The organism is Ramlibacter sp. GS1-15 (assembly GCF_057785015.1).
The window spans coordinates 3,010,113-3,033,451 of the sequence record NZ_JBYNTU010000001.1 but is presented as its reverse complement, the minus strand read 5'-3'; the positions used below and the strand labels follow the sequence as shown (position 1 = coordinate 3,033,451).

The following is a 23,339-nucleotide window of genomic DNA, read 5'->3' as shown; positions in this document are numbered from 1 at the left end:
TCTTCCGGTCATCGGTGTTTGCGAGAATGGGGCCTCCATGCTTCCGAAGACCCACCCGCAGCGCATGGCGCTGCACAACGAGATCCACGCGCGGCCCCCCGAAGGAATGACGCCGCCACTGGCGATCTCGCATATCGTGATGGTGGCCGATGCGCAGCGCCGCGCGGCCAGCCGCGAACACCTGGCCGCGCTGCTGCGCGACCACCACCTGCCGCAGCCCGATGCGCACAGCTCGCACGTGCGGATGGACCTCGGCGGGTTCCGGCTGCGCTGGGAGCTGCACACGGAATTCGTGACCTGGACCTTCTCGCGGGCCACCGACGCGGAGGGCTTCGGCGAGCGCGAGCCCGCCACGGCGATCGAGGCGGTGCCGCAGGAGTGGCTGGCACGCCTGCCGGGCGAGCTGATCGCGAGCCTGCACCTGTGGGTGCTGCCCGCGCGCGAATCGGCGAGCACCACGCTGGTCAAGCACGTCCTGCACGAGGACACGCTGGTCGCCTCGACGGTCGCGGACGGGCATGCCGAGGTCTACACCGATTTCGCCTTGCATGCCGACGGCTTCTCGCGCATGGTGGTGCTGGCCGGCAGCATGACCCCGCGCCGGCTCGGGCGCCTCGTGCAGCGGCTGATCGAGATCGACACCTACCGCATGGCGGCGCTGCTCGGCCTGCCGGCGGCGCGCGAGAGTGCGGCGGTGCTGGCCACGGCCGAACTGGACCTGGCGGAGCTGGCCGAATCGATCCGCGCCGCGGGCCGGCACGAGGAGCCGAAGCTGCTCGACCGGCTGACCAAGCTGGCCGGTGAGGTGGAAAGCCAGTACGCCGCGACGCACTCGCGCTTTTCCGCGAGCGCCGCGTACTTCGAGCTGGTCGACCGGCGCATCGCCGACATCGGCGAATCACGCCTGGCCGGCCTGCAGACCATAGGCGAATTCGTCGACCGTCGCCTGTCGCCGGCGCGGGCGACCTGCGCCTGGGTGGTGCGGCGGCAGGATGCCTTGTCGCAGCGCGTCTCGCGCATCAGCAACCTGCTGCGCACGCGCGTCGAGATCGAGCAGCAGCAAAGCAGCCAGGCCTTGCTCGCGACCATGAACAAGCGCCAGGGCCTGCAGCTGCAACTGCAGGCGACGGTGGAGGGCCTGTCGGTCGCCGCGATCACCTACTACATCGTCGGGCTGGTGAGCTACCTCGCGAAAGGCGCGCACGCCATCGGCTGGCCGTTCAGCGCGGAAAGCACGGCGGCCGTGGCCATCCCGATCGTCGCGTTCTCGGTGTGGTGGTCGCTGCGCCGGCTGCACCGGAAGGTGTTCCACGATTGACGCCCGATAGCAAGGGCCGCCTGGGCAGCGGGCTGGTGATGGCCCTGGCGGGCTCGATCGCCTTCAGCGGCAAGGCCATCATCGTCAAGCTTGCGTACCGCTACGACGTGGACGCCGTGACGGTGATCATGCTGCGCATGCTGTTCGCACTGCCTTTCTTCGTTGCGATGGCGTGGTGGGCGAGCCGCGGCAAGCCTGCGCTCACGCGGCGCGACTGGCTCGGCGTGCTGGGCCTGGGCGTGTCGGGTTACTACCTCGCGAGTTTCCTCGACTTCGTCGGCCTGCAGTACATCACGGCTTCGCTCGAGCGGCTGATCCTGTACCTCAACCCGACGCTGGTGATGCTGCTCGGCTGGTTCCTGTATCGCCGCACCTTCACGCGGCGCCAGGTGGCCGGCATGGCCGTCAGCTACACCGGCGTGGCGCTGGTGTTCGGGCACGAGGTGCGGCTCGAAGGCGCGAACGTGGCGCTGGGCGCGCTGCTCGTGCTGGCCAGCACCGTCAGCTACGCGATCTACCTGGTCTACAGCGGCCAGCTGGTGCAGCGCATCGGCTCGCTGCGGCTGGTGGGCCTCGCCACCAGCGTCGCCTGCATCTGCTGCATCGTGCAGTTCCTGCTGCTGCGGCCGGTCGGCGTGGCGCTCTCGGTCGCGCCGCAGGTGCTCTGGCTGTCGGTCCTCAACGCGAGCCTGTGCACGGCCGTGCCCGTGCTGCTGGTGATGATGGCGATCGAGCGCATCGGCCCGTCGCTCGCCGCGCAGTCGGGCATGGTCGGCCCGATTTCCACCATCCTCATGGGCGTGCTGATCCTGGGCGAGCCGTTCACCGCCTGGATCGCGGCGGGCAGCGTGCTGGTGATCGCGGGGATCTTCGTGTTCTCGCGCAGCGCCTAGCGGCAGGACGCTAGCGCACCTGGCGCAGGCGCTGCGCGACGCTCACCGACGGCTTTCCTGCATACCGATCGAGCCGGTTGCCCATGGCCGCCTCCAGGTAGTCCAGTCGTTGCTGCGCCGGCGGGTGCGTGGACATCTGCAAGGCGAACAGGCCGTCGTCGTCGGGCACCGAGCGCAACTGCAGCAGGACCGAGGGCAGGCCATAAGGATCGAAGCCCGAGCGCGCGGCCATCGTCACGCCACCGACGTCGGCGCTGAACTCGTCGTCGCGGTCCAGGCCCTTCGAGTACACATCGCGGACCATGCCGGTGAGGGCGCCGCCGAGGGCGTCGGCTGCGGCGCCCTGGCGCGCCAGCAGGGCCTGCGCGCTCATGCCGACCAGGCCGGCCCGGGCCCGTACGCGCAGGGCATTCAGGTGATGCCTCTCGGTCACGTGGGTGATCTCGTGCGCGAGGATGCCCGCGAGCTCGGCCTCGTCGACCCGGTCCACCAGGCCCTTGGTCACCAGCACGTAGCCGCCGGGCGCGGCGAAGGCGTTGAAGCCCGGGTCGTCGATCACGGCGAACTGCCAGGCCAGGTGCGGCCGGCCGGACTGCAGGCTGATCCAGCGGCCCAGCTGGTTGACATAGCGCTGCAGCTTCATGTCGGGGTGCAGGGGCTTGCTGCCCAGCAGCACCGCGGCCATGTTGCGGCCGATCTCGATCTCCTTGGGCTCGTCGATGTTCTCCATCGACTGCGCGAGCAGCTTGACCAGCTCCAGGACATCCGGTTTGGCGCCGGATGGCGCCAGCGCGTTCGTCACCGGATTCGCGGGCAACGCGGATTTCGCGCCGAGCACGGAGTTCAGGATGCCCAGGCCCTTGCTGAAGTCCTGCGCCATGGCCGGCGCGAACAAGGTCGCCGCGACCACGGCGCACAGGGCGCCGCGCACCAGGGAGCGGGAGGCGAGGCGGCGCGTCATTGGGCGGACTCCGTGTTGCCGGCCGTGGCCGGTGCGGAACCGGGCCTGGGCGTGGAGGGCAGGTCGGGCACCCGCACCGCTGCCAGCGAGGACGATTGCGCGAAGCGCCGTGCCTGGTCTTCGCTCTGGCGCAGGCCTTCCATCTGCGTCACGGCCGGCAGGTTGGGCTGGGCATTGGCCAGGTCCTCGGCACTCAGGCCGCGGATGCCCACGGTGGCCGTCGGTGTGGTGATGGGCGATGCGCCGCGCTTCGAGAACAGGCCGGTGACGGCGCGCAGCATGCCGGCGCCGCCCGAGGCGATGCTGCCGGCCGTCCCGCTGGCCGGGCCCAGGTCGAACATGTGGACCCAACCGCTGGGGCCGCCGCTGGTGGTGACCTTGACCCATGGCCCCTGACGCTCGGTCAGGCGCTGCACCTGCGTCTGGGCCGCCAGCGGCGCCAGCACCTTGGCACTCTCGCCCGGGCCGTCGCGCAATTCGGTGGCCCGCTTGATCGTGGCCGGCTCTCCCTGGGCCTGCGCCACGCCCATCGTGCCGGCGATCACCAGCGCCGCCAGGCCCGCCCTCGTCAGGGCCTTGCATCCTGCACGTATCATGTTTCTGCCGATTGAATTTCGAAAGCAGGAATTGTCATGGACTTGGGTATTGCGGGCAAATGGGCGCTGGTGTGCGGCGCGAGCAAGGGACTGGGTTTCGGATGCGCGCAGGCGCTCGCCCGCGAGGGAGCGAACGTGCTGCTCGTCGCCCGCGGTGAGGAAGCGCTCGCAGAAGCTGTGAAGAAGCTCACCGCCGACGCGTTGCGCCCGAAAGACGCGCTGGTGCAATCCGTGGCGGCCGACATCACCACGCCCGAAGGGCGGGCGAAGGTCTTCGCCCTGCGGCGTGACTTCGACATCGTGGTGACCAATGCGGGCGGGCCGCCGCCCGGCGACTTCCGCGACTGGGACCGCGAGGCCTGGATCAAGGCCGTGGATGCGAACATGCTCACGCCCATCGAGTTGATCAAGGCGACCGTGGACGGCATGGCCGCGCGCGGCTTCGGGCGCATCGTGAATATCACGTCGAGTGCGGTGAAGGCGCCGATCGACATCCTCGGCCTGTCCAACGGCGCGCGCAGCGGCCTCACCGGCTTCGTCGCGGGCGTGGCGCGCACGAGCAAGCTCGCCTCGGCCAACGTGACGATCAACAACCTGTTGCCCGGCGCCTTCGACACCGACCGCCTGCGCGGCACGATGGAAGGTGCGGCCAAGAAGACGGGCAAGCCGATCGAGGAGATCGCCCAACTTCGCCGCAAGACGATCCCGGCGCTGCGCTTCGGCACGGCCGAGGAGTTCGGCGCCACCTGCGCGTTCCTGTGCAGCGCGCACGCGAGCTACATCACCGGACAGAACCTGCTGATCGATGGCGGCGCTTACCCCGGCACCTATTGACGTCCTCGCCCTCGGCGAGGCGATGGTGGAGTTCAACCAGACGGGCGAGGGCGGCGGCCGGCAGTACCTGCAAGGCTTCGGCGGCGACACGTCGAACTTCGCCATCGCCGCCGCGCGGCAGGGTGCGCGCGCCGGCTACATCTCGGCGCTGGGCGACGACAGCCATGGCCGCATGCTGCGCGAGCTGTGGTCGCGCGAAGGCGTAGACCATTCGCACGTGGCGACCGATCCTGCGGCCTTCACCGGGATCTACTTCGTCACGCACGGCCCCAAGGGGCACGAGTTCAGCTTCCTGCGGGCCGGCTCGGCCGCGAGCCGCATGACGCCCGCCCAATTGCCGCGCGCCGCGATCGAATCGGCGAAGGTGCTGCACCTGTCGGGCATCAGCCTGGCGATCTCGGCCTCGGCATGCGATACGTGCGAGGCGGCCGTCGACATCGCGCGCGCGGCCGGCGTGAAGGTGTCCTTCGACACCAACCTGCGGCTCAAGCTCTGGCCGCTGGACCGGGCGCGGGCGGTGATGACCGACGTCATGCGCCGCTGCGACATCTGCCTGCCCAGCCTCGACGACATCACGGCGATCACCGGCATCACGGAGCCGGAGGCCCTGGTCGATCACTGCCTCTCGCTGGGCGCGCAGGTCGTCGCGCTGAAGCTGGGGTCGCAAGGGGCGCTCGTCGCGAATGCGCAGGAGCGGCACCGCATCGCGCCGCATCCGTGCAAGCCGGTGGACGCGACCGGCGCGGGCGACACCTTCGGCGGTGCGTTCGTCGCGCGGCTGATCGCCGGCGACGATCTGCGCAGCGCGGGCCGCTACGCGGCGGCGGCGGCCGCGCTGTCGACCGAAGGTTACGGGGCGGTCGATCCGATCCCGCGCGCACAGCAGGTGCGCGCGGCGCTGGTCACTCCACCTTCGCGCCCGACTCCTTGACGATCTTCGCCCACTTCGCCGTCTCGCTGCGGATGAAGGCGTCCAGCTGCTGCGGCGTCATGTCGCCGGCAGTGACGCCCTGGTCGGCGAACTTGGCCTCGACGTCCTTGGCCTGCAGCGCCGCCTGCAGTTCCTTGTGCATGCGCTCGATCACGGGCGCGGGCGTGCCGTGCGGGGCCATCAAGGCGAACCACGTCGTCATCTCGTAGCCCGGCACGCCGGCTTCGGCGAGTGTCGGCACGCCGGGATAGGCGTTCGAGCGCTTCGCCGAGGTCACCGCGAGAGCGCGCACCTTGCCCGCGCGCACGTGCGGCGCGGCCGAGGGGCTGGTCTCCAGCGCCATCTGGATCTGCCCGGCGACCAGGTCGGCCATCATCGGTGCGCCGCCCTTGTAGGGCACGTGCGTGATCTGCGTGCCGGTCATCGAGCGGAACAGCTCGCCGGCGAGGTGCTCGGTGCTGCCGGGGCCGGCCGAGCCGAAGTTGACCTTGCCGGGGTTGGCCTTGACGTACGCGATCAGCTCCTGCACGTTCCTCGCGGGCACCGAGGGGTGCACGATGAGCACGTTGGGCACGGAGCCCACGAGGCCGACCGGCGCCAGGTCGCGCGTGAACTCGTAGGGCAGGCTCTTGTACAGGCCCGGTGCGATCGCGTGGGCGATCGTCGCGAGGAAGAAGGTGTTGCCGTCGGCCGGCGCATGCGCTGCCACGTTGGCGCCCAGCGTGCCGCCCGCACCGGCCTTGTTCTCGATGATGACCGGCTGGCCGAGCGCGGTGGAGAGCTTCTGGCCGACGATGCGCGCCAGGATGTCGGTCGTGCCGCCGGCCGCGAACGGGACGATGAGCGTGACCGGCTTGCTGGGCCACGCGTCGGCGGCCTGGGCGTTCCCCAGCCCCGCGGCCAGGCCGGCGCAGGCGAGGGCACAGAGGATGGCGCGGCGTGCGCGGTTCAGGGATGGCATGGTGTCTCCTTCATGGGTTGAGAGTTGGATCAATCGTTGCCGACTTGCAGCCGGCTTGGCAGGCGTTTCTCGAGGGCGTGCTTCGCGAGCGCCGCGGTGCGATACGCACCGTGCGCGAACTTGCCCCAGGGCAGCGTGACGAACAGGGCCAGCACGACCCCGAGGTGGATCGCGAGTGCGAGCGGCATCGCAGCCGTGTGGCGCAGGACAAGCAGGGCGAAGCCCGTGCCGCTGGTCAGCAGCAGCAACGCGATGAAGCCGCGGTCCATCGGTCGTTGCTGTGCGTCGCCATGCATCGGGTGACGAGCGAAGTTCAGCCACAGCAGGCCGGCCGGCCCGGCGAGCAGGCCGAGGCCGCCCAGGCTGCCCAGCACGACGGGCCAGCTCGCGAGCGGATACGGCGCATGCAGGCCGAGCACGAAATGCTCGAAGGTCGCCACGCAGGTCGCCGCGAAACACAGCAGGAAACCGTAGAACGTGAGATGGTGGAAGTGCCGGCGCGCGAGCGAATAGCGGTCGTCCGCGTTGTTGCAGCCGTCGCCATGCCCGCCGTCGAGGTAAGTGAGGCGGGCGACGTCGCGCGCCGTCTCCGCGGCGGCCGGTGCGCGGGCCTTGGCCAGCAGCGGCCCTTGTGCGCCGGGCAGATCGCGCGCAGGCGAGATGTCGCGCCAGAAGCGCCGCACGCCGACGCCCAGCGCCACCAGCGCGAAGACGAACACCAGCCCGAACAGCGTGGCCATGAAGTTGTGCGGGAACACGGCATAGAAGTTCGCGCCGTGCGATTGGGTCAAGCCTTCGCCCGCCAGCAGCACCGCGAGCACGAGGAACAGCGCCAGGCCGCCGGCGAGCGCCAGCGCCGTCGCCAGGCCCGCGCGGCGGTACAGGGCGGCGAACGGCGCCGGCCACGCGTAGTCTTCGTAGGTGCGGGCCCGCACCTTGGCCATTGCCTGCGGGAACACCACCGCGAATTCGTGCGGCGGCGCGTACTGGCAGGCATGCAGGCACGCACCGCAGTTGTGGCACAGGTTGGCCAGGTAGTGGATGTCCGCGCGGCCGAACTCGAGCCGGCGCGTCATCGCCGGGAACACCGCGCAGAAGCCTTCGCAGTAGCGGCAGGCATTGCAGATCTGGAGCTGGCGCGCGGCTTCGGTTTCGGCCGGGCCGATGGGCGCCGTGCCCGCCGCCAGCGAGGCGGCTTCGCGCGTGAGCGCCTCAAGCTGCCGCATGCGACGCCTCCCTGCGCGCGGCGTGCGCTGCGCGTTCGCCCGCGATGCGGCCGAAGGCGGTGCCTATGCTCATGCCGACGCCCGCCGTGTAGCCGCGGCCGAGTACGTTGCCGGCCATCATCTCGCCCGCGACGAAGAGGTTGTCGCTGGGTTGCCCGCCGAAGTGCACGGCGGCGTGTTCGTTGGTCTTCAAGCCGAGATAGGTGAAAGTGATGCCGGGCCGCAGCGCGTACCCGTAGAAGGGCGGCGTGGCTATGGGCCGCGCCCAGTGCGATTTCGCAGGCGCGAGTCCCTCGGTCGCGCAATCGTCCAGCACGGTGTGGTCGAAAGTGCCGGGTCGGCAGGCGGCGTTGAATTCCGACACCGTCCGCATGAACGCCTCTTCGGACAGGCCGAGCTGGCGCGCGAGCTGCGGCAGCGTGTCGGCCTTCTCGCCCGGGAACACCGGCGGCATGAAGCGGCCGATCGCCTGGCTGTCGATGACGCAGTAGCCGATCTGCCCCTGCTGCTGCGCGACCAGCCGGCCCCAGATCGCATAGCGCTTGGGCCAGAAATCCTCGCCCTCGTCATAGAAGCGCTGCCCATTGCGATTGACCATGATGCCGAGCGACACGCAGTCCACCCGGGTGACGATGCCGCCGTCGTACAGCGGCGCCCGCGCGTCGATCGCCACGCAATGCGCCTGGGTGGGATCGCCGACGATGTCCGCGCCGGCGGCCATCATCCGCCGCAGCAGCACGCCCTGGTTGAAGCGCGTGCCGCGGATCAGGAAGTTGTCGGCGGGCCATTCGTCCCACTCATTCTGTCCCCAGGCCTCGCGCAGCCATTCGCGGTTCGACTCGAAGCCGCCGGCGGCCAGCACGCAGGCGCGGGCCTCGATGCGCTCGCTGCCGATGCGCGCGGCGACGAAGCGGCCGTCGTCGATCTCGATCGCCTCGACCGGCGCGTCATAGCGCACCTGCACGCCCAGCGCCTGCGCGCTGCGGTAGTACGCATTGACCAGCGCCTTGCCGCCGCCCATGAAGAACGCGTTCGTGCGTGACAGGTGCAGCGTGCCCGACAGCGAGGGCTGGAAGCGCACGCCGTGCCGCGCCATCCAGGGCCGGCAGGTCGAGGAGGCGCGGATGACCAGGCGCGCGAGCTTCTCGTCGGTGGCGCCGCCGGTGACCTTGCGCAGGTCCTGCCAGAATTCCTCTTCGGGATAGGCGTCCTGCAGCACGTCCTGCGGCGCCTCGTGCATGCAGCGCAGGTTGCGCGTGTGCTGCGAATTGCCGCCGCGCCATTCGCGCGGTGCGGCCTCCAGCATCAGCACGCTCGCGCCGGCCTCGCGCGCGGTGAGCGCGGCGCACAGCGCGGCGTTGCCGCCGCCGACCACGAGCACGTCGATCATCGTTTCTGGGTCTTGGGCACCAGGCCCGTCGCGCGGATCACGTCCGCATTGGCGGGCGAAGACAGGAAGTCGAGGAAGCGTTTCGCTTCGTCCTGGTGGGCACTCGATGCCACGACGGCCGCGGAGAACGGCGTCACGTACTGCACTTCCTGGGGCAGGTCGCCGACGATCTCGATGCCCGCCACGGGCTGCAGCTCGCTGCGCTGCTGGCAGCCGAAGTCCGCTTCCTTCTTCGCCACGATCTCGCCCACGGGCGTGGCCGGAATCTTGTGGCCCTTGGGCCGCACCTGCTCGCCGATGCCGAGCTTGTCGAGCATCTCGCGCTCGATGTATTCGCCGCTCGCGCTGTCGGACCAGGCGACCGAACGCGCGGCCAGCAGCGCGGCCTTCAGGCCTTCGACGGTATGGATGTCGGGCTTGGCGGCGCCCTGCGGCACCGCGCAGGCGATGGTGGAATCGGCCAGCGCCACCTTGCTGCCGGGCACGAGCTGGCCCGTGGCCATCAGCTTGTCGAGCGCGTCGCCGACCATGATCACCACGTCGATCGGCTCGTGGCGCGAGAGGCGCGCCGGGATCGCGTTGTGGGTCTGGCCCATCGACGGGCCCCATTCGGAGCGGACCTCGTGACCGGGCTCCTTCTGCCACTGCTGCACGAGCTGCTTGTAGGCGGCGGCGAACCCGCCGGAGGAAGCGACCACGAGCGGGTCGGCGAAAGCGGCGCCGGCCAGCGAGAGCGCGGCGGCGGCGAGAAGGCGGGCCAGGGTAGTGCGTGCGGACATGGACGGTTTCCGGGGGGTGGGGAGCGCGGATGATCGCGCCCGGCGGTTGCTGCAACAAGTGCAATGTTCAATACAATTGTTGCGTGTCACGCATCAATTTCGACCTGCAGCAGCTCCAGGCCTTCGTGGCCGTGGCCGACAAGGGCAGCTTCCGGGCGGCGGCCGACCACCTGCACCTGTCCGCACCGGCGCTCGGGCGGCGGGTCGACCGGCTCGAGGAACTGCTCGGCGCGCGCCTGTTCACGCGCACGACGCGCGACGTGCGTCTGACACGCGTCGGCGAGGCGTTCCTCGAGAGGGCACGCGCCGCGCTCGACGACCTCGAATCGGCCGTGCTGGGCATCCACGAGATCTCGGCGCGCCATGCCGGCCGGGTGACCATCGCCTGCCTGCCCACGGCCGCCGTGACCTTCATGCCGCAGGCCATCCAGTCGTTCTGCGCCGCCATGCCGCGCGTGCGCATCCGCGTGATGGACGAGGGCATGAACGAGGTCGCGGCCGCCGTGGTCTCGGGCGAGGCCGACTTCGCCTTCGGCTTCGCGGGCGCACCCGACGCGGCGCTGCAGTTCGAATCCCTCTGGCGGGACCCGTACGTGCTCGCGATCCGCCGCGACAGCCCGCTCGCGCGCAAGCGCACGCTCAAGCTGGCCGACCTGTCCGGCCAGCCCTGGCTTTCGGTCGCGCGGACCAGCCGCAACCGGCAGGTACTCGACGATTACTTCACCGCATCCGGCCGTTCACCGCAGGCCTGGCTCGAGGTGGGCCATGTCGCCACGCTGCTGGCGATGGTGGAAGCGGGCCTCGGCGTCGGCATCGTGCCGTCGATGGCCTTGCCGCCCAGCCACCGATCGGTGGCCGCCGTGAAGCTGGCCGACGTTCATCTCGCGCGCGAGATCGGGCTGCTCACACTGCACGGCCGCCGGCTCACGCCGGTGGCGCAGCGCTTCTACGACCATCTCAGGAAGCTGCTGGCGCGGAACACGGCGCGTTGATGCGTTCAGCTTTTTCGGGACGACACGACGATCCCGCCGACGATCAGCACGAACGCCAGCGCGTGATACACGCGCGGCGGCTCGCCCAGGAATGCGGTGGACATCACCGCGGCGAAGAGCGGCGTGAGGTTGGAGAAGAAGCCGGCGATCGTGGGCCCGACGCGCTGCACACCCAGTCCCCAGCTGCGGTACGCGATCACGGCCGGGAAGATCGCGACATACGTCAGCGCCGCCGCGAGCGGCCAGCCCCATTCGATGTGGGTGTCGCCCGTCATCCATTCGCCGGCCGCGAACAGGGCCGACCAGCCCAGGCCCAGTGTCATCTGGGCCATGAGGAACGCGGCCCAGTCGCGGCGGATTTCGGGCGGGTCGCCCGGGCGGATCAACAGCCAGCTGTAGAAGGCCCACGCCAGCGTGGCGAGCAGCACGTAGAAGTCGCCCGGCACCAGCCGCACCTGCGCCAGCTCTTCCCAGTCGCCGCGGCTGAGCACCACCAGCACGCCGCCGATGGACAGCACGGCGCCGATCATCTGCCGTGGCGTGATCCGCTGGCCGAAGAACAGCGCGCCCACGATCAGCATCCAGATCGGCACGCTCGCGGCGACCAGCGTCACGTTCAGCGGCGTAGAGGTCTTGAGCGCGAGGTACTGCAGCGCGTTGTAGCAGCCCACGCCGAGCAGACCCAGGAGGGCGAAGCGCTTCCAGTGCGGCCACAGCGGGCTGTCCCTGCGCACGACCCAGCCGGCGAGCGGCAGCAGGATGAGGAAGGCCAGCGCCCAGCGCAGCAGGTTCAGCGTGATCGGCGGAACGAGCCCCATGACGAGCCGGCCAACCACCGCATTGCCCGCCCAAAGCAGTGGCGGGATTGTCAATAACGCGGCGGTGCGAAGGTCAAGTCTGGAGTCCATGCGAGGGCGCCACTTTAGCCGTACGATGGCGCCGCTTTCTTTAAAGAGGACAACAACATGACTCGCGCCATCCAGATCGAACAAGTCGGCGGTCCCGAAGTCCTGAAACTCGTCGACGTCACGGTCGGCGAGCCCGGTCCCGGCGAGATCCGTATCCGCCACAAGGCCATCGGCCTGAACTTCATCGACGTGTACCACCGCACCGGGCTGTACAAGCTGCCGCTGCCGGCCGGCATCGGCGGCGAAGGCGCCGGCATCATCGAAGCGGTGGGCGAGGGCGTCACTCACCTCAAGGCGGGCGACCGTGCGGCCTACGCGAGCAGCACGCCCGGCTCGTACAGCGAGGTCCGCGTGATGGCAGCCAGGCACGTCTGCAAATTGCCCGACGCGATCGACTTCGACACCGCGGCGGCCATGATGCTCAAGGGCCTGACGGCGCAGTACCTGCTCAAGCGCACGCCCCTGGGCCAGCTGCAGGCGGGCGACCAGATCCTGTTCCATGCGGCGGCGGGCGGCGTCGGCCTGATCGCGTGCCAGTGGGGCAAAGCGCTTGGCTACGAGGTGATCGGCACCGCCGGCAGCGACGAGAAGTGCCGGCTGGCGAAGGAGAACGGCGCCGCGCACATGATCAACTACAACAAGGAGGACTTCCTCGCGCGCGTCAAGGAAATCACCGCGGGCCGCGGGGTGAAGGTGGTGTTCGACTCGGTCGGCAAGAACACCTGGGACAAGTCGCTCGATTGCCTGCGCCCGCTCGGACTGATGGCGAGCTTCGGCAATTCTTCCGGCCCTGTTCCGCCGTTCGCGCCCGGCATCCTCGGCCCGAAGGGCTCGATCTATGTGACGCGCCAGACGCTGTTCACGCATATCGCGACGCGCGAAGCGACGCAGCAGATGGCCGACGACCTGTTCGACGTGGTGGCGAGCGGCAAGGTGAAGATCCGCATCGGCCAGCGCTACAAGCTGGAGGACGCGCAGCAGGCGCATCGCGACCTCGAGGCGCGCAAGACCACGGGTTCGACCATCTTTACATTGTGAGCCTGCGGGCGCCGGCAGTCGCAGGGCGACTGCTGGGTGAAGGATTCACGCGGGAGGCGGCCCGGGTGTTGTCGCAATCCGCGATGTGACGTGCGCGCCGCAGCGCGTTCCTACAAGTGCTGATGACGAGGGACGGCACACTGCCCGGCCGTAGCGCGCTAGAGTGGGATGCATGACGTTTCGTGCCTACATCGTGGAGGATAGCCCGGTAATCCGCGACAACCTCATCGAAACCCTGCAGGAACTTGCCATGGTCGAGCCTGTCGGCACGGCCGAGACCGAGGAAGAAGGCAAGCAGTGGCTGACCGAGCACGACGGCTACTGGGACCTCGCAATCATCGACCTGTTCCTCAAGCACGGCAACGGGCTCAACATCCTTGAAGCGTGCCGCGCACGCAGCCCCGCGCAGAAGATGGTCGTGCTGTCGAACCACGCGAGCAACGACATCCGCTGGCGCTGTGTACAGCTCGGCGCCGACGCGGTGTTCGACAAATCGACCGAGCTCGACGAACTGGTGAATTACTGCGTGTCGGTGCGCACCGAGCACTGAGGACGCGTCACTTCGGCACCAGCATCGCGCCGTCGGGCGCGCCCTCTTGCTGGCGCAGGCGGCTGGGCGCGAGCGCGCCGGCCGAGTCGAGGATCGGGTACGCGATCGAGCAGATGTGCGAGTTGATGCGCTTCAGGTCGCTGATCAGGTCGATGTGCAGCGAGCTCGTTTCGATGCTCTGCACCGTGTTGCCCGTCAGCCGGGTGAGGTGCGTGGCCGCGTAGGCGCGCTCCAGGTCGCGAAAGCGCGCCTTCTCTTCGAGGAGCTTTTGCGCGTCGCGCACCGAGCCGTTGAGGAACACGCTCATGCCCAGGCGCAGGTTGTCGATCAGGCGCGCGTGCAGCTCGCAGATTTCGGCCATCCCCGCGTCCGAGAAGCTGCGACCCTTCTTGATCTTCTTGTCCTCGATGTCGATGATGATCCGCTCGATGATGTCGCCGACCTGCTCCATGTTGATCGTGAAGCTGATAATGTCCGTCCAGCGGCGGCTTTCCTCCTCGCCCAGCGCCTCGCGGGAGATCTTGGTCAGGTAGTACTTGATGGCGGAGTAGAGCTCGTCGACGTCGTCGTCCAGCTTGCGCAGTTCTTCGGCCAGCCGCAGGTCGTTGGTCTTGATCACGGTGAGCATGCCCACCAACATGGTCTCGACGACGTCGGCCTGGTGCAGCGCCTCACGCGCCGCGCAGGAGATGGCGAGCGACGGCGTGGCCAGCGCGGAGACGTCGAGGTGGTGCGGGCGGCCCGCCACCAGCGCACGGTCCGGCTTGGGCAGCCAGCGTTCGACCCAGCGCGCGACCGATTGCGTGAAGCCGATGAACAACAGCGAGGCCACCAGGTTGAAGCACAGGTGCGCGAGCACCACCACCGTGGCGGCGTCGTGGATGTAGGGCCGCGCGTGCGTGAGCCACAAGCCCGCGAAAGGCGCCAGCACGAGCACGCCGATCGCCTTGAACACCAGGTTGCCCACCGGCACCTGGCGCACCTCGATGCTGGAGTGCGAGGTGGTCAGCACGGCGAGCAGGCCGCTGCCCAGGTTGGCACCCAGCACGAGCCCCATCGCGGAATCCAGCGGCACCAGGCCGGAGGCCGTCATGGTCGCCGTGAGCAGAACGATGGCCAGGCTCGAGTAGGCGATCAGGGCGAGGAAAGCGCCCACGGTGATCTCCAGCAGCAGGTCGTGGGAGATCGAGCCGAGCAGTTCCTTCACGGCCGGCGACTGCGTCATGATCTGCGTGGATTGCGCGATCAGCCGCAGCGCGAGCAGCATCAGGCCCAGCCCGATCAGGATGCGGCCCACCCGGCCGACCGGCGTTGCCTGCCGAGAGACATAGAGCACCACGCCGATGAAGATGAACAACGGCGACAGCCACGACAGGTCGAACGAGAACACGACCGTCATCAGGCTCGTGCCGACGTCCGCGCCGAGCATGATGGCCAGCGCCATCGCCAGCGAGACCAGGCCCTGCCCGACGAACGAGGAGATGATCAGCGCCGTGGCGGTGCTCGATTGCAGGAGCGCGGTGACGCCGAGCCCCGAGATGGCGGCGGCCCAGCGGTTCGCCACGCTGTGTGCCAGGACGTTGCGGAGGTTGGCGCCGAAGACCCGAAGGATGCCGGCGCGTACGAGTTGTGTCCCCCAGACCAGCAGCGCGATGGCCGCCAGCAGATTCAACAAATGCTTCATCTCTGCGGGTCAACTATACGCCCCGCCGCGCGCCTGTGGGTTAACCCGAGCGCCGCACCCGAAAGAGTTCGTCGAGGATCAGGCAGGCCGCGCCGATCGTGATCGCGCTGTCGGCAACGTTGAAGGCGGGGAAGTAGTAGACGGTGCCCCAGTGGACCTGGATGAAGTCCACGACGTAGCCATGCACGAGACGGTCGACGACGTTGCCGATCGCGCCGCCCAGGATGCAGGCCAGGGCGAACGAGAAGAGCCTCTGCCCCGCATGCCGGCGCAGCAGCCAGATGATGAACACCGCGGCCGCGATCCCGATCGCCGTAAAGAACCAGCGCTGCCAGCCCGAGGCCGAATGCAGGAACGAGAATGCCGCGCCGGTGTTGTGGGCCCGCACGACGTCGAAGAAGCTGGTGACGTAGGTGGTGTCGCCGAGCCGGTAGTAGCCGAGGATCAGGACCTTCGTGAACTGGTCGACGATGAACACGCCGGCGGCCAGCAGCAACCACGGCAGCCAGGACAGGGAGGCGTCGCCCGAATTGCCGCGCACCATCAGGCGAACTTCCTCGCTTCGCCTTCGCCGAACAGGTTGGCGACGCAGCGCCCGCAGATCAGCGGGTGCGCGGGATCGATGCCCACGTCCTCGCGCCAGTGCCAGCAGCGCTCGCACTTGACGCCCAGTGACGGCTCGACGCGCACGTTCATTTGCTCGCCGGCATCGACCGCCGCCTTCGACGTGATGAAGACGAACCGCAGGTCGTCCTCCAGGCTCGCCAGCGCTTCGAAGAGCTCCGGATGCTGGTGCATCGGCACGGTGACTTCCACGTTGGCCTGCAGCGACGAGCCGACCCGGCCCGCCTCGCGCAAGGTCTCGATCTCCTTGTTCACCATCTCGCGCGCGGCGCGGATGCGAGTCCACTTGTCCAGGAGGGCGGGTTCGGTGTCCCCGAATTCCCAGTAGGTCTCGAAGAAGATCGACTCCGAGTTGCCATAGAGCTTCCACGCCTCTTCGGCGGTGAAGGACAGGAACGGCGCCATCCAGCGCAGCATGGCGTGGGTGATGTGCCAGAGGGCCGTCTGCGCGCTGCGGCGCGCGAGCGACTTCGGCGCCGTCGTGTAGAGCCGGTCCTTCAGGGCGTCCAGGTAGAACGCGCCCAGGTCCTCGGAGCAGTACACCTGCAGCTTGGCCACGACCGGATGGAACTCATAGACCTCGAAGTGGTCCAGAACGTCCGCCTGGAACTGCGCCGCGCGGGTGATCGCGTACCGGTCGATCTCGAGCATGTCGCCGAAGGCCACGGCATCACCGGCCGGATCGAAATCGCTGGTGTTGGCCAGCAGGAAGCGCAGCGTGTTGCGGATGCGGCGATAGGCATCGACCACGCGGGCGAGGATCTTGTCGTCACCCGCGATGTCGCCCGAGTAATCCGAAGCGGCGACCCACAGGCGGATGATCTCGGCGCCCAGCTTCTTCGTCGTCTCCTGCGGATCGACGCCGTTGCCGAGCGACTTGCTCATCTTGCGGCCCTGCGCATCGACCGTGAAGCCGTGCGTGAGCAGGCCGCGGTACGGCGCGCGACCGTACATCGCGCAGGCCGTGAGCAGCGAGGAGTGGAACCAGCCGCGGTGCTGGTCGTGGCCTTCGAGGTACAGGTCCGCTTCCGGGCCGGTCTCGTGGCCGGCGCCCGCGTGCGACTTCTTCAGCACCGTGGTGTGCGTGGTGCCCGAATCGAACCACACCTCGAGGATGTCGCTCGACTTGGTGTAATGGGGCGCGTCGGCGGCCGCGCCCACCCTGGCGAGGATTTCCTCGGTGCTGGCCTTGCTCCACGCCTCGACGCCGCCGGCTTCGACCATCTCGGCCGCGATGTCCATGATCTCCATGGTTTTCGGGTGCAGCTCGCCCGAATCCTTGTGCAGGAAGAAGGGGATGGGTACGCCCCAGCTGCGCTGGCGCGAGATGCACCAGTCGGGCCGGCCCGCGATCATGTCGTGCAGACGCTGCTTGCCGTTTTCCGGGAAGAAGCCGGTTTCCTCGATCGCGTCGAGCGCCATCTGGCGCAGCGTCTTGGGCGCCTTGTCCTTGGTGAAGACGCCTTCGCCCTCGTCCATGCGGATGAACCACTGCGCCGCGGCGCGGTAGATCACCGGCGTCTTGTGGCGCCAGCAGTGCGGATAGCTGTGCGTGATCGTCTCGGTGGCGAACAGGCGATTCGCTTCCTTGATCTTCTCGATGATCACCGGCACGGCCTTCCAGATGTTCTGGCCGCCGAACAGCGGGAAATCGGGTGCGTAGGAGCCGTTGCCTTGCACCGGGTTCAGGATCTCGTCGTACTTCAGGCCGTGCGCGATGCAGGAATTGAAGTCGTCGATGCCGTAGGCGGGCGAGGAGTGGACGATACCCGTGCCATCCTCGGCGGTCGCATAGTCCGCCAGGTACACCGGCGACAGGCGTTTGTAGCCCGGATCGGCGTCATAGAGCGGATGGCGGAATTTCAGCCCGGCGAGCGCTTCGCCTTCGACGGTGGACAGCACCTTGCCGTGCAGGTTGTAGCGCTTGAGGACGGCCTCGACCAGCGACTCGGCCACGATGATCATCCCGCGCGGCGTGTCGACCAGCGCGTAGATGATCTGCGGGTTCAGGTTCAGCGCCTGGTTGGCGGGGAGGGTCCACGCGGTCGTCGTCCAGATCACCGCGAAGATGTCCTTCTTCGGCGCGGTGTCGAGCCCGAATGCATCCAGCACCTTCCGGGGCTGGTCGGCGAGGAAGCCCACGTCCAGCGTCTGCGACTTCTTGTCGGCGTACTCGATCTCGAACTCCGCCAGCGAGGAGCCGCAGTCGAAGCACCAGTACACGGGCTTGAGGCCGCGGTACACGAAGCCGCGCTCGATCACGCGCTTGAACGCGCGGATCTCCTCCGCCTCGTTCACGAAATCCATCGTGCGGTACGGATGCTCCCAGTCGCCCAGCACGCCCAGGCGCTTGAAGTCGCCCATCTGGATCGCGATCTGCTCGGTCGCGTAGGCGCGGCTCCTGGCCTGCATCTCGTCGCGCGACAGGTTGCGGCCGTACTTCTTCTCGATGGCGTTCTCGATCGGCAGGCCGTGACAGTCCCAGCCCGGAATGTAGGCGGCGTCCAGCCCCTTGAGCTGGCGCGCCTTGACGATCATGTCCTTCAGGATCTTGTTGACCGCGTGACCCATGTGGATCTGCCCGTTCGCGTAGGGCGGGCCGTCGTGCAGCACGAACTTCTCGTGCTGGCAGCGGGCGGCGCGCAGCTTCTGGTAGATCCCCTTGTCCTCCCACTCCTTCACCCAGGCGGGTTCGCGCTTGGGCAGGTCGCCGCGCATCGGGAACGGCGTATCGGGCAGGTTGAGCGTGGCGCGGTAATCGGTCTTGTCTGTCATGGGAGCCTCGAAAGCGGTGAAGGGTTGTCATGCCGGACTCGATCCGGCATCCGGTGTCTTGACGACACGGTCACCGCCTTAAATTCGGTCGCGCGTGGTCTGGCGCCGCGTGGACGCGAAGAACGCACGCGCTTCTTCGACGTCGCGCGCGATGCCGTGCTTCAGGGCATCGAGGCCGTCGTATTTGAGCTCGTCGTGCAGCTTGTGCAGCAGTTCCACGCGGATGATTTTGCCATAGCCCCCCTCGGCGCCGAGCTCCTGCGGCCAATCGAAGCAGTGCGTCTCCAGCAGCACGCGGCCGCCGTTCGCATCCGTGGGGTCGAGCGAGGGACGGATGCCCAGGTTCGCCACGCCGTCCAGGGGCTGGGCCGAGAGGCCATGAACCTGCACGGCGAAGATGCCGCCGGCCGCCGGCTTCCAGTGCGAGAAGCGCAGGTTCACGGTCTTGAAGCCGAGTTCGCGGCCGAGCTTGCGACCGTGCACCACGTGGCCGCTGATGCTGTAGGGACGGCCGAGCAGGGCGGCCACGCCGGCCATGTCGCCGCGCGCCAGCGCCTCGCGCACGGCGGAACTGGACACGCGCAGGCCGTGCACCTCGTAGCTGTTCATGCGTGCGACGTCGAAGCCCTTGGCCGCACCGGCCGAATCGAGCATCGCGTAGTCGCCCGCGCGTTTGGCGCCGAAACGGAAGTCGTCGCCGACCAGCACGTACTTCGCGCCCAGGCCCTTCACGAGCACGTTGTCGATGAACGCTTCGGGAACCTGCGACGACAGCCGCGCATCGAACTGAAGGACCACGCACTGGTCGACCCCACAGCGCGCGAGTTCGGTGAGCTTGTCGCGCAAGGTGGCGACGCGGGCGGGCGCGAGTTCGGGCTTGCGCGCGATCCTGGCGAAGAAGTCGCGCGGATGCGGCTCGAAGGTCAGCACGCAGCTGGCCACGCCGCGGTGCCGGGCTTCGTTGATCAGCAGCGCGAGCATGGCCTGGTGCCCGCGGTGCACGCCGTCGAAGTTGCCGATCGTCACCGCGGAGGCTTTCGCGATGCCGGGGTGGTGGAAGCCGCGGAAGATCTGCATCGGCCCGGACAGGTTTGGTATCTTTTTGATAGCAGACCGTGGCCGTCCCGCCACGGGCCGCAAGGTTGCGGGTGCACGGGAGGTCACGGAAACAGGTTATATTGTGCTGTAGAGCGCGCTGGCGCGTGATCGCGTGGTTCCTTTGACCTAAGAGGAGCGGTATCTTGAAGGTCTTGAAGTTGTCGGCCCAGGGCTTGCCCCAGTCGTGGATTTCACTGGAGCAGGCCGTGCTGCACTACGCCGCCGGCGAGGTGCGCTGGGAGGTGGGCGCGCGCGTCGCGCTCTTCCGCGGGGGCCACAACGCCGTCACCGGGCTGCAGTCGCAAATCGGCGTGTCCAGCATCATCGGCACCAAGGGCGTGCCGAACATCAACCCGTTCGACCTGAAGCCGGGCCTGACCAACGGCAAGCTCTTCGCGCGCGACCGCAACGTCTGCGCCTATTGTGGCGACCATTTCCACGAGGAAGAGCTCACCCGCGAGCACATCATCCCCTTTGCGCAGAACGGCAAGGACCACTGGATGAACGTGGTGACCGCCTGCCGGGCCTGCAACCACCGCAAGGGCAGCCGCACGCCCGAGCAGGCGCGCATGTCGCTGTTGTATGCGCCCTACGTTCCCAGCCTCTGGGAGGACTTCATCCTGCGCAACCGCCGCATCCTGGCGGACCAGATGGAGTTCCTGATGGCGCACCTGCCCAAGAACTCCCGGCTGCACTCCTGATCAGGCAAAAACCCCGGCCGTGTCCTGCATCCGGGCGGAGACCTCGCCCAGGTGGTGCAAGGTATCGCCGAAGGTCAGCTCCAGTTGCGTGAGCTTCTTGAAATAGTGGCTGCCGACGTATTCGTCGGTCACGCCGATGCCGCCGTGCAGCTGCACCGAGTTCTGGCCGATGAAGCGCATCGCGACACCGAGCTGGTACTTCGCGCGGGCCATCGCGCGCCGGCGCTCGTCGGCCGGCGCATTCAGCTTGAGACTGGCGTAGTAACTCATGGAACGCGCCAGTTCGAGCTGCATCTTCATGTCGGCGACGCGGTGGCGCAGCGCCTGGAAGGTGGCGAGCGTCACGCCGAACTGCTTGCGCGTGTTGAGGTACTCCACGGTGACATCCATGGTCTTGTCGAGCACGCCCACGGCTTCGGCACACAGGGCGGCGATGCCGACGTCCACTGCGTACTCGAGCGCGGCCAGGCCATCGGTCGTGATCAGGGTCGCCGTTGCACCCTGGAACTTCACCTCGGCGGCGCGGCTGCCGTCCTGCGTGCCGTAGCCTCGCGTCGTGACGCCGCTCGCCTGGCGCTCCACCAGGAACAGCGCGATCTTCCCGCCGGCGGTCGCGGGCACGATGAAGGCGTCCGCCTGGTCGCCCGCGGGCACGATGCTCTTCGCGCCGGTGACGGTCCACGCGCCGCCCGCTTGCGCAGCCTGCGTTGCGCAGGCGTCCAGGCGCCAGCGCGCCTTCTGCTCGACTTGCGCAAGCACCACGAGCGCATCACCCGATGCGATCTTCGGCAGCCACGCCGCCTTCACGTCGGCCGGTGCGTAGGCGCCGAGCGTCGCGCCTGCGATCAGCGCATGCGCCAACGGCTCCATCACGATGCCACGCCCGAGTTCTTCCATGACCACCATGCCTTCGACCGGGCCCATGCCCATGCCGCTGAAGTCGTCGGGGACGTACAGGCCGGTGAGGCCGAGCTGGGCCAGCTCGCCGTACACGCCGCGGTCGAACCCGCCCGCCTTCACGATCGCGCGGCGACGCTCGAACCCGTAGCCCTTGTCCACCCAGCGGCGGACGGCATCACGCAGCTGTGCTTGATCATCGGAGAATTCGAAATCCATCTTCTTTACCTCGCTTTAGCGACTTGCTGGAGCCCCCTCCCGGAGGGGGCTCGGGGGAGCGGTGTATTCGCGCATTGCGCAGGTTGTTTGAGGCTCAGCCGAGAACGACCTGCGCGACGATGTTCCGCTGGACCTCGTTGGACCCGCCGTAGATCGTCGTCTTGCGCATGTTGAAATAGGTCGGCGCGAGCGGCGCGGCATACGCGGCGCCCACGTAATCGCCTTGCCAGCCCGCCTCCATCGCTTCCTGGATGAAGGGCAGGGCGAAGGGGCCGACGGCCAGCATCATCAGTTCGCTGTAGCGCTGCTGGATCTCACTGCCCTTGATCTTCAGCAGGCCGGCGATGTCCAGCGGGTTCTTGCCCGATTTCTCGGCCGACAGGACGCGCAGCACCAGCATCTCCAGCGCCACGACGTCCACTTCGAGCTTCGCGATCTCGTCACGGAAGCGCTGGTCGTCCCAGACGCCTTCGGATTTGGCGATGCGCTTGAGGCGTTCGAGCTCGCGCTTGGCGCGGTTGACGTCGGCGATGTTGGTGCGCTCGTGCGACAGCAGGTGCTTGGCATAGGTCCAGCCCTTGTTCTCCTCGCCGATCAGGTTCTCGGCCGGCACCTCGACGTTGTCGAAGAACACCTCGTTCACTTCGTGGCCGCCGTCGAGCATGATGATCGGCCGCACCGACACGCCGGGCGACTTCATGTCGATCAGCAGGAAGGAGATGCCGGTCTGCGGCTTGCCTTCGTTGCTGGTGCGCACGAGGCAGAAGATCCACTCGCCGTACTGCGCGAGCGTGGTCCAGGTTTTCTGCCCGTTGACGATGTACTTGTCGCCCTTGCGCTCGGCCCGGGTCTTCAGCGACGCCAGGTCCGAGCCGGAACCCGGCTCGCTGTAGCCCTGGCTCCACCACACCTCGCCGCTGGCGATGCCGGGCAGGAAGCGCTTCTGCTGCTCGGGCGAGCCGAAGGCCATGATCACCGGGGCGACCATCACCGGTCCGAACGGGATCACGCGCGGCGCGCCGGCCAGCGCGCACTCTTCCTCGAACAGGTGCTTCTGCACCGCGGTCCAGCCGGGGCCGCCGAATTCCTTGGGCCAGCCGTAGCCCAGCCAGCCCTTCTTGCCGAGGATGCGGGCCCATTTCTGGTGGTCCTCGCGCGTCAGGTGCAGTGCGTTGTGGACCTTGTGCGCGATGTCCTTGGGCAGGTTCTCGCGCACCCAGGCGCGGACCTCTTCGCGGAACTTCTGTTCCTCGGGGGTGAATGCCAGATCCATGTGGTGTGTCTCCAGTGGGCGAGCCCGAAATCAGCGCCGATTATTAGCACGGTCGTGCTTTTCGCGGTGTCCGGACCGCGACATGGCAGGGATAATCCCGCCCGCGATGAAGAACATTGTGATCCTGATTTCCGGCGGCGGCTCGAACATGGCGGCGATCGTGCGGGCGGCGCAGCGCGACAACTGGCGCCAGGTGCATGACGCGCAGGTCGCGGCCGTGATCAGCAACCGGCCCGATGCGGGCGGGCTCGCCATCGCGCGCGAGGCCGGCATCGCGACCGAGGTGGTGGAACACCGGAAGTTCGAATCGCGCGAGGCCTTCGATGCCGAACTCGCGCGCGCCATCGATGGCCACCAGCCCTCGCTCGTCGTCCTGGCGGGCTTCATGCGCATCCTCACACCCGGGTTCGTCTCGAAGTACGAGGGGCGGCTCATCAATATCCATCCCTCGTTGCTGCCCGCGTTCCCCGGGCTGCACACTCACCAGCGCGCGATCGACGCCGGGTGCAAGGTCGCGGGGGCGACGGTGCACCAGGTCACCCACGAACTCGACTTCGGGCCGATCCTCGAGCAGGCCGTCGTGCCGGTGCTGCCGGGCGACGACGCCCAAAGGCTGGCCGCGCGCGTGCTGACGCAGGAGCACATCATCTACCCGCGGGCGGTCGCGGCGCTGCTGCCCACGCTGTAATTC

The 23,339-nt window shown here is 68.3% G+C and carries 22 protein-coding genes; 9 read left to right on the top strand and 13 right to left on the bottom strand.

The window, feature by feature from the left end:
• The first annotated feature begins 37 nt into the window (after window positions 1–37).
• Both AC3EF3_RS15135 and AC3EF3_RS15130 read left to right on the top strand, forming a co-directional pair.
• Window positions 38–1,318, top strand: coding sequence for a DUF3422 family protein (locus AC3EF3_RS15135; protein ID WP_488532971.1), 1,281 nt, complete (start codon window positions 38–40; stop codon window positions 1,316–1,318).
• A 38-nt stretch (window positions 1,319–1,356) separates the two neighbouring features.
• Complete coding sequence (locus AC3EF3_RS15130; RefSeq protein WP_488533806.1) at window positions 1,357–2,211, top strand: DMT family transporter; 855 nt, start codon at window positions 1,357–1,359, stop codon at window positions 2,209–2,211.
• Window positions 2,212–2,221: 10 nt separating this feature from the next.
• Here the strand turns inward: AC3EF3_RS15130 and AC3EF3_RS15125 are convergent, their stop codons facing one another.
• On the bottom strand, window positions 2,222–3,172 hold the full coding sequence (locus AC3EF3_RS15125) for a M48 family metalloprotease (protein WP_488532970.1): 951 nt from the start codon (window positions 3,170–3,172) through the stop codon (window positions 2,222–2,224).
• Window positions 3,169–3,768, bottom strand: coding sequence for an SH3 domain-containing protein (locus AC3EF3_RS15120; protein WP_488532969.1), 600 nt, complete (start codon window positions 3,766–3,768; stop codon window positions 3,169–3,171). Before AC3EF3_RS15120 ends, AC3EF3_RS15125 begins: the two co-directional genes overlap by 4 nt.
• Before the next feature lie 36 nt (window positions 3,769–3,804).
• On the opposite strand from AC3EF3_RS15120, the gene AC3EF3_RS15115 reads away from it, so the two are divergent.
• Together AC3EF3_RS15115 and AC3EF3_RS15110 are read left to right on the top strand one after the other, a co-directional pair.
• A complete protein-coding gene (locus AC3EF3_RS15115) occupies window positions 3,805–4,602 on the top strand; it encodes an SDR family oxidoreductase (RefSeq protein ID WP_488532968.1) in 798 nt (265 codons plus the stop codon).
• Window positions 4,574–5,533 (top strand): sugar kinase, encoded by a 960-nt coding sequence (locus AC3EF3_RS15110; RefSeq protein ID WP_488532967.1) that lies wholly within the window; start codon window positions 4,574–4,576, stop codon window positions 5,531–5,533. Before AC3EF3_RS15115 ends, AC3EF3_RS15110 begins: the two co-directional genes overlap by 29 nt.
• Here AC3EF3_RS15110 and AC3EF3_RS15105 read toward each other — a convergent pair.
• The 4 genes from AC3EF3_RS15105 to AC3EF3_RS15090 are packed head-to-tail and all read right to left on the bottom strand — an operon-like array spanning window position 5,505 to window position 9,889.
• Entirely contained in the window at window positions 5,505–6,494 is a 990-nt protein-coding gene (locus AC3EF3_RS15105; RefSeq protein WP_488532966.1) for a tripartite tricarboxylate transporter substrate binding protein, read from the bottom strand. The two genes, AC3EF3_RS15110 and AC3EF3_RS15105, sit on opposite strands and share 29 nt — an antisense overlap.
• 29 nt (window positions 6,495–6,523) lie before the next feature.
• The gene (gene tcuB, locus AC3EF3_RS15100; protein ID WP_488532965.1) at window positions 6,524–7,720 is read right to left on the bottom strand and encodes a tricarballylate utilization 4Fe-4S protein TcuB; all 1,197 of its coding nucleotides are present in this window, start codon (window positions 7,718–7,720) and stop codon (window positions 6,524–6,526) included.
• A complete protein-coding gene (gene tcuA / locus AC3EF3_RS15095; RefSeq protein WP_488532964.1) occupies window positions 7,707–9,110 on the bottom strand; it encodes an FAD-dependent tricarballylate dehydrogenase TcuA in 1,404 nt (467 codons plus the stop codon). Before tcuA ends, tcuB begins: the two co-directional genes overlap by 14 nt.
• Complete coding sequence (locus tag AC3EF3_RS15090; RefSeq protein ID WP_488532963.1) at window positions 9,107–9,889, bottom strand: substrate-binding domain-containing protein; 783 nt, start codon at window positions 9,887–9,889, stop codon at window positions 9,107–9,109. The genes tcuA and AC3EF3_RS15090 overlap by 4 nt, the downstream gene beginning before the upstream one ends.
• A gap of 83 nt (window positions 9,890–9,972) precedes the next feature.
• Between AC3EF3_RS15090 and AC3EF3_RS15085 the strand changes: the two genes are divergently transcribed.
• The gene (locus tag AC3EF3_RS15085) at window positions 9,973–10,881 is read left to right on the top strand and encodes a LysR family transcriptional regulator (RefSeq protein WP_488532962.1); all 909 of its coding nucleotides are present in this window, start codon (window positions 9,973–9,975) and stop codon (window positions 10,879–10,881) included.
• A gap of 5 nt (window positions 10,882–10,886) precedes the next feature.
• Here AC3EF3_RS15085 and AC3EF3_RS15080 read toward each other — a convergent pair whose 3' ends face one another.
• Window positions 10,887–11,789 carry a DMT family transporter gene (locus AC3EF3_RS15080; protein WP_488532961.1) on the bottom strand — a complete coding sequence of 301 codons (903 nt, stop codon included), beginning with the start codon at window positions 11,787–11,789 and terminating at the stop codon, window positions 10,887–10,889.
• A 57-nt stretch (window positions 11,790–11,846) separates the two neighbouring features.
• On the opposite strand from AC3EF3_RS15080, the gene AC3EF3_RS15075 reads away from it, so the two are divergent.
• Both AC3EF3_RS15075 and AC3EF3_RS15070 read left to right on the top strand, forming a co-directional pair.
• Entirely contained in the window at window positions 11,847–12,827 is a 981-nt protein-coding gene (locus AC3EF3_RS15075) for a quinone oxidoreductase family protein (protein WP_488532960.1), read from the top strand.
• A gap of 172 nt (window positions 12,828–12,999) precedes the next feature.
• Window positions 13,000–13,377: a response regulator gene (locus AC3EF3_RS15070; protein ID WP_488532959.1), complete on the top strand. Its 378-nt coding sequence runs from the start codon at window positions 13,000–13,002 to the stop codon at window positions 13,375–13,377.
• Window positions 13,378–13,384: 7 nt separating this feature from the next.
• Here the strand turns inward: AC3EF3_RS15070 and AC3EF3_RS15065 are convergent, their stop codons facing one another.
• The 4 genes from AC3EF3_RS15065 to AC3EF3_RS15050 all read right to left on the bottom strand — a co-directional run bounded on the left by AC3EF3_RS15065 (window position 13,385) and on the right by AC3EF3_RS15050 (window position 19,537).
• Complete coding sequence (locus tag AC3EF3_RS15065) at window positions 13,385–15,061, bottom strand: Na/Pi cotransporter family protein (RefSeq protein ID WP_488532958.1); 1,677 nt, start codon at window positions 15,059–15,061, stop codon at window positions 13,385–13,387.
• Window positions 15,062–15,101: 40 nt separating this feature from the next.
• A complete protein-coding gene (lspA, locus tag AC3EF3_RS15060) occupies window positions 15,102–15,605 on the bottom strand; it encodes a signal peptidase II (RefSeq protein ID WP_488532957.1) in 504 nt (167 codons plus the stop codon).
• Window positions 15,605–18,460 (bottom strand): isoleucine--tRNA ligase, encoded by a 2,856-nt coding sequence (ileS, locus tag AC3EF3_RS15055; protein ID WP_488532956.1) that lies wholly within the window; start codon window positions 18,458–18,460, stop codon window positions 15,605–15,607. The genes lspA and ileS overlap by 1 nt, the downstream gene beginning before the upstream one ends.
• Window positions 18,461–18,538: 78 nt before the next feature.
• The gene (locus tag AC3EF3_RS15050) at window positions 18,539–19,537 is read right to left on the bottom strand and encodes a bifunctional riboflavin kinase/FAD synthetase (protein WP_488532955.1); all 999 of its coding nucleotides are present in this window, start codon (window positions 19,535–19,537) and stop codon (window positions 18,539–18,541) included.
• A 164-nt stretch (window positions 19,538–19,701) separates the two neighbouring features.
• Here AC3EF3_RS15050 and AC3EF3_RS15045 point away from each other — a divergent pair, with 164 nt between their 5' ends.
• Entirely contained in the window at window positions 19,702–20,259 is a 558-nt protein-coding gene (locus AC3EF3_RS15045) for an HNH endonuclease (protein WP_488532954.1), read from the top strand.
• Here the strand turns inward: AC3EF3_RS15045 and AC3EF3_RS15040 are convergent, their stop codons facing one another.
• Together AC3EF3_RS15040 and AC3EF3_RS15035 are read right to left on the bottom strand one after the other, a co-directional pair.
• Window positions 20,260–21,375 (bottom strand): acyl-CoA dehydrogenase family protein, encoded by a 1,116-nt coding sequence (locus AC3EF3_RS15040; RefSeq protein ID WP_488532953.1) that lies wholly within the window; start codon window positions 21,373–21,375, stop codon window positions 20,260–20,262. It lies immediately after the preceding gene.
• Between the two features lie 94 nt (window positions 21,376–21,469).
• Window positions 21,470–22,648 (bottom strand): acyl-CoA dehydrogenase family protein, encoded by a 1,179-nt coding sequence (locus AC3EF3_RS15035; protein WP_488532952.1) that lies wholly within the window; start codon window positions 22,646–22,648, stop codon window positions 21,470–21,472.
• A 106-nt stretch (window positions 22,649–22,754) separates the two neighbouring features.
• On the opposite strand from AC3EF3_RS15035, the gene purN reads away from it, so the two are divergent.
• Window positions 22,755–23,336: a phosphoribosylglycinamide formyltransferase gene (gene purN / locus AC3EF3_RS15030; RefSeq protein WP_488532951.1), complete on the top strand. Its 582-nt coding sequence runs from the start codon at window positions 22,755–22,757 to the stop codon at window positions 23,334–23,336.
• Window positions 23,337–23,339: the final 3 nt, after the last annotated feature.

Bases quoted from the DNA above. Each gene is read 5' to 3' on its own strand.
- AC3EF3_RS15135 (WP_488532971.1), top strand. From the start codon at position 38: ATGCTTCCGAAGACCCACCCGCAGCGCATGGCGCTGCACAACGAGATC.
- AC3EF3_RS15130 (WP_488533806.1), top strand. From the start codon at position 1,357: ATGGCCCTGGCGGGCTCGATCGCCTTCAGCGGCAAGGCCATCATCGTC.
- AC3EF3_RS15125 (WP_488532970.1), bottom strand. From the start codon at position 3,172: ATGACGCGCCGCCTCGCCTCCCGCTCCCTGGTGCGCGGCGCCCTGTGC.
- AC3EF3_RS15120 (WP_488532969.1), bottom strand. From the start codon at position 3,768: ATGATACGTGCAGGATGCAAGGCCCTGACGAGGGCGGGCCTGGCGGCG.
- AC3EF3_RS15115 (WP_488532968.1), top strand. From the start codon at position 3,805: ATGGACTTGGGTATTGCGGGCAAATGGGCGCTGGTGTGCGGCGCGAGC.
- AC3EF3_RS15110 (WP_488532967.1), top strand. From the start codon at position 4,574: ATGGCGGCGCTTACCCCGGCACCTATTGACGTCCTCGCCCTCGGCGAG.
- AC3EF3_RS15105 (WP_488532966.1), bottom strand. From the start codon at position 6,494: ATGCCATCCCTGAACCGCGCACGCCGCGCCATCCTCTGTGCCCTCGCC.
- tcuB (WP_488532965.1), bottom strand. From the start codon at position 7,720: ATGCGGCAGCTTGAGGCGCTCACGCGCGAAGCCGCCTCGCTGGCGGCG.
- tcuA (WP_488532964.1), bottom strand. From the start codon at position 9,110: ATGATCGACGTGCTCGTGGTCGGCGGCGGCAACGCCGCGCTGTGCGCC.
- AC3EF3_RS15090 (WP_488532963.1), bottom strand. From the start codon at position 9,889: ATGTCCGCACGCACTACCCTGGCCCGCCTTCTCGCCGCCGCCGCGCTC.
- AC3EF3_RS15080 (WP_488532961.1), bottom strand. From the start codon at position 11,789: ATGGACTCCAGACTTGACCTTCGCACCGCCGCGTTATTGACAATCCCG.
- AC3EF3_RS15075 (WP_488532960.1), top strand. From the start codon at position 11,847: ATGACTCGCGCCATCCAGATCGAACAAGTCGGCGGTCCCGAAGTCCTG.
- AC3EF3_RS15070 (WP_488532959.1), top strand. From the start codon at position 13,000: ATGACGTTTCGTGCCTACATCGTGGAGGATAGCCCGGTAATCCGCGAC.
- AC3EF3_RS15065 (WP_488532958.1), bottom strand. From the start codon at position 15,061: ATGAAGCATTTGTTGAATCTGCTGGCGGCCATCGCGCTGCTGGTCTGG.
- lspA (WP_488532957.1), bottom strand. From the start codon at position 15,605: ATGGTGCGCGGCAATTCGGGCGACGCCTCCCTGTCCTGGCTGCCGTGG.
- ileS (WP_488532956.1), bottom strand. From the start codon at position 18,460: ATGACAGACAAGACCGATTACCGCGCCACGCTCAACCTGCCCGATACG.
- AC3EF3_RS15050 (WP_488532955.1), bottom strand. From the start codon at position 19,537: ATGCAGATCTTCCGCGGCTTCCACCACCCCGGCATCGCGAAAGCCTCC.
- AC3EF3_RS15040 (WP_488532953.1), bottom strand. From the start codon at position 21,375: ATGGATTTCGAATTCTCCGATGATCAAGCACAGCTGCGTGATGCCGTC.
- AC3EF3_RS15035 (WP_488532952.1), bottom strand. From the start codon at position 22,648: ATGGATCTGGCATTCACCCCCGAGGAACAGAAGTTCCGCGAAGAGGTC.
- purN (WP_488532951.1), top strand. From the start codon at position 22,755: ATGAAGAACATTGTGATCCTGATTTCCGGCGGCGGCTCGAACATGGCG.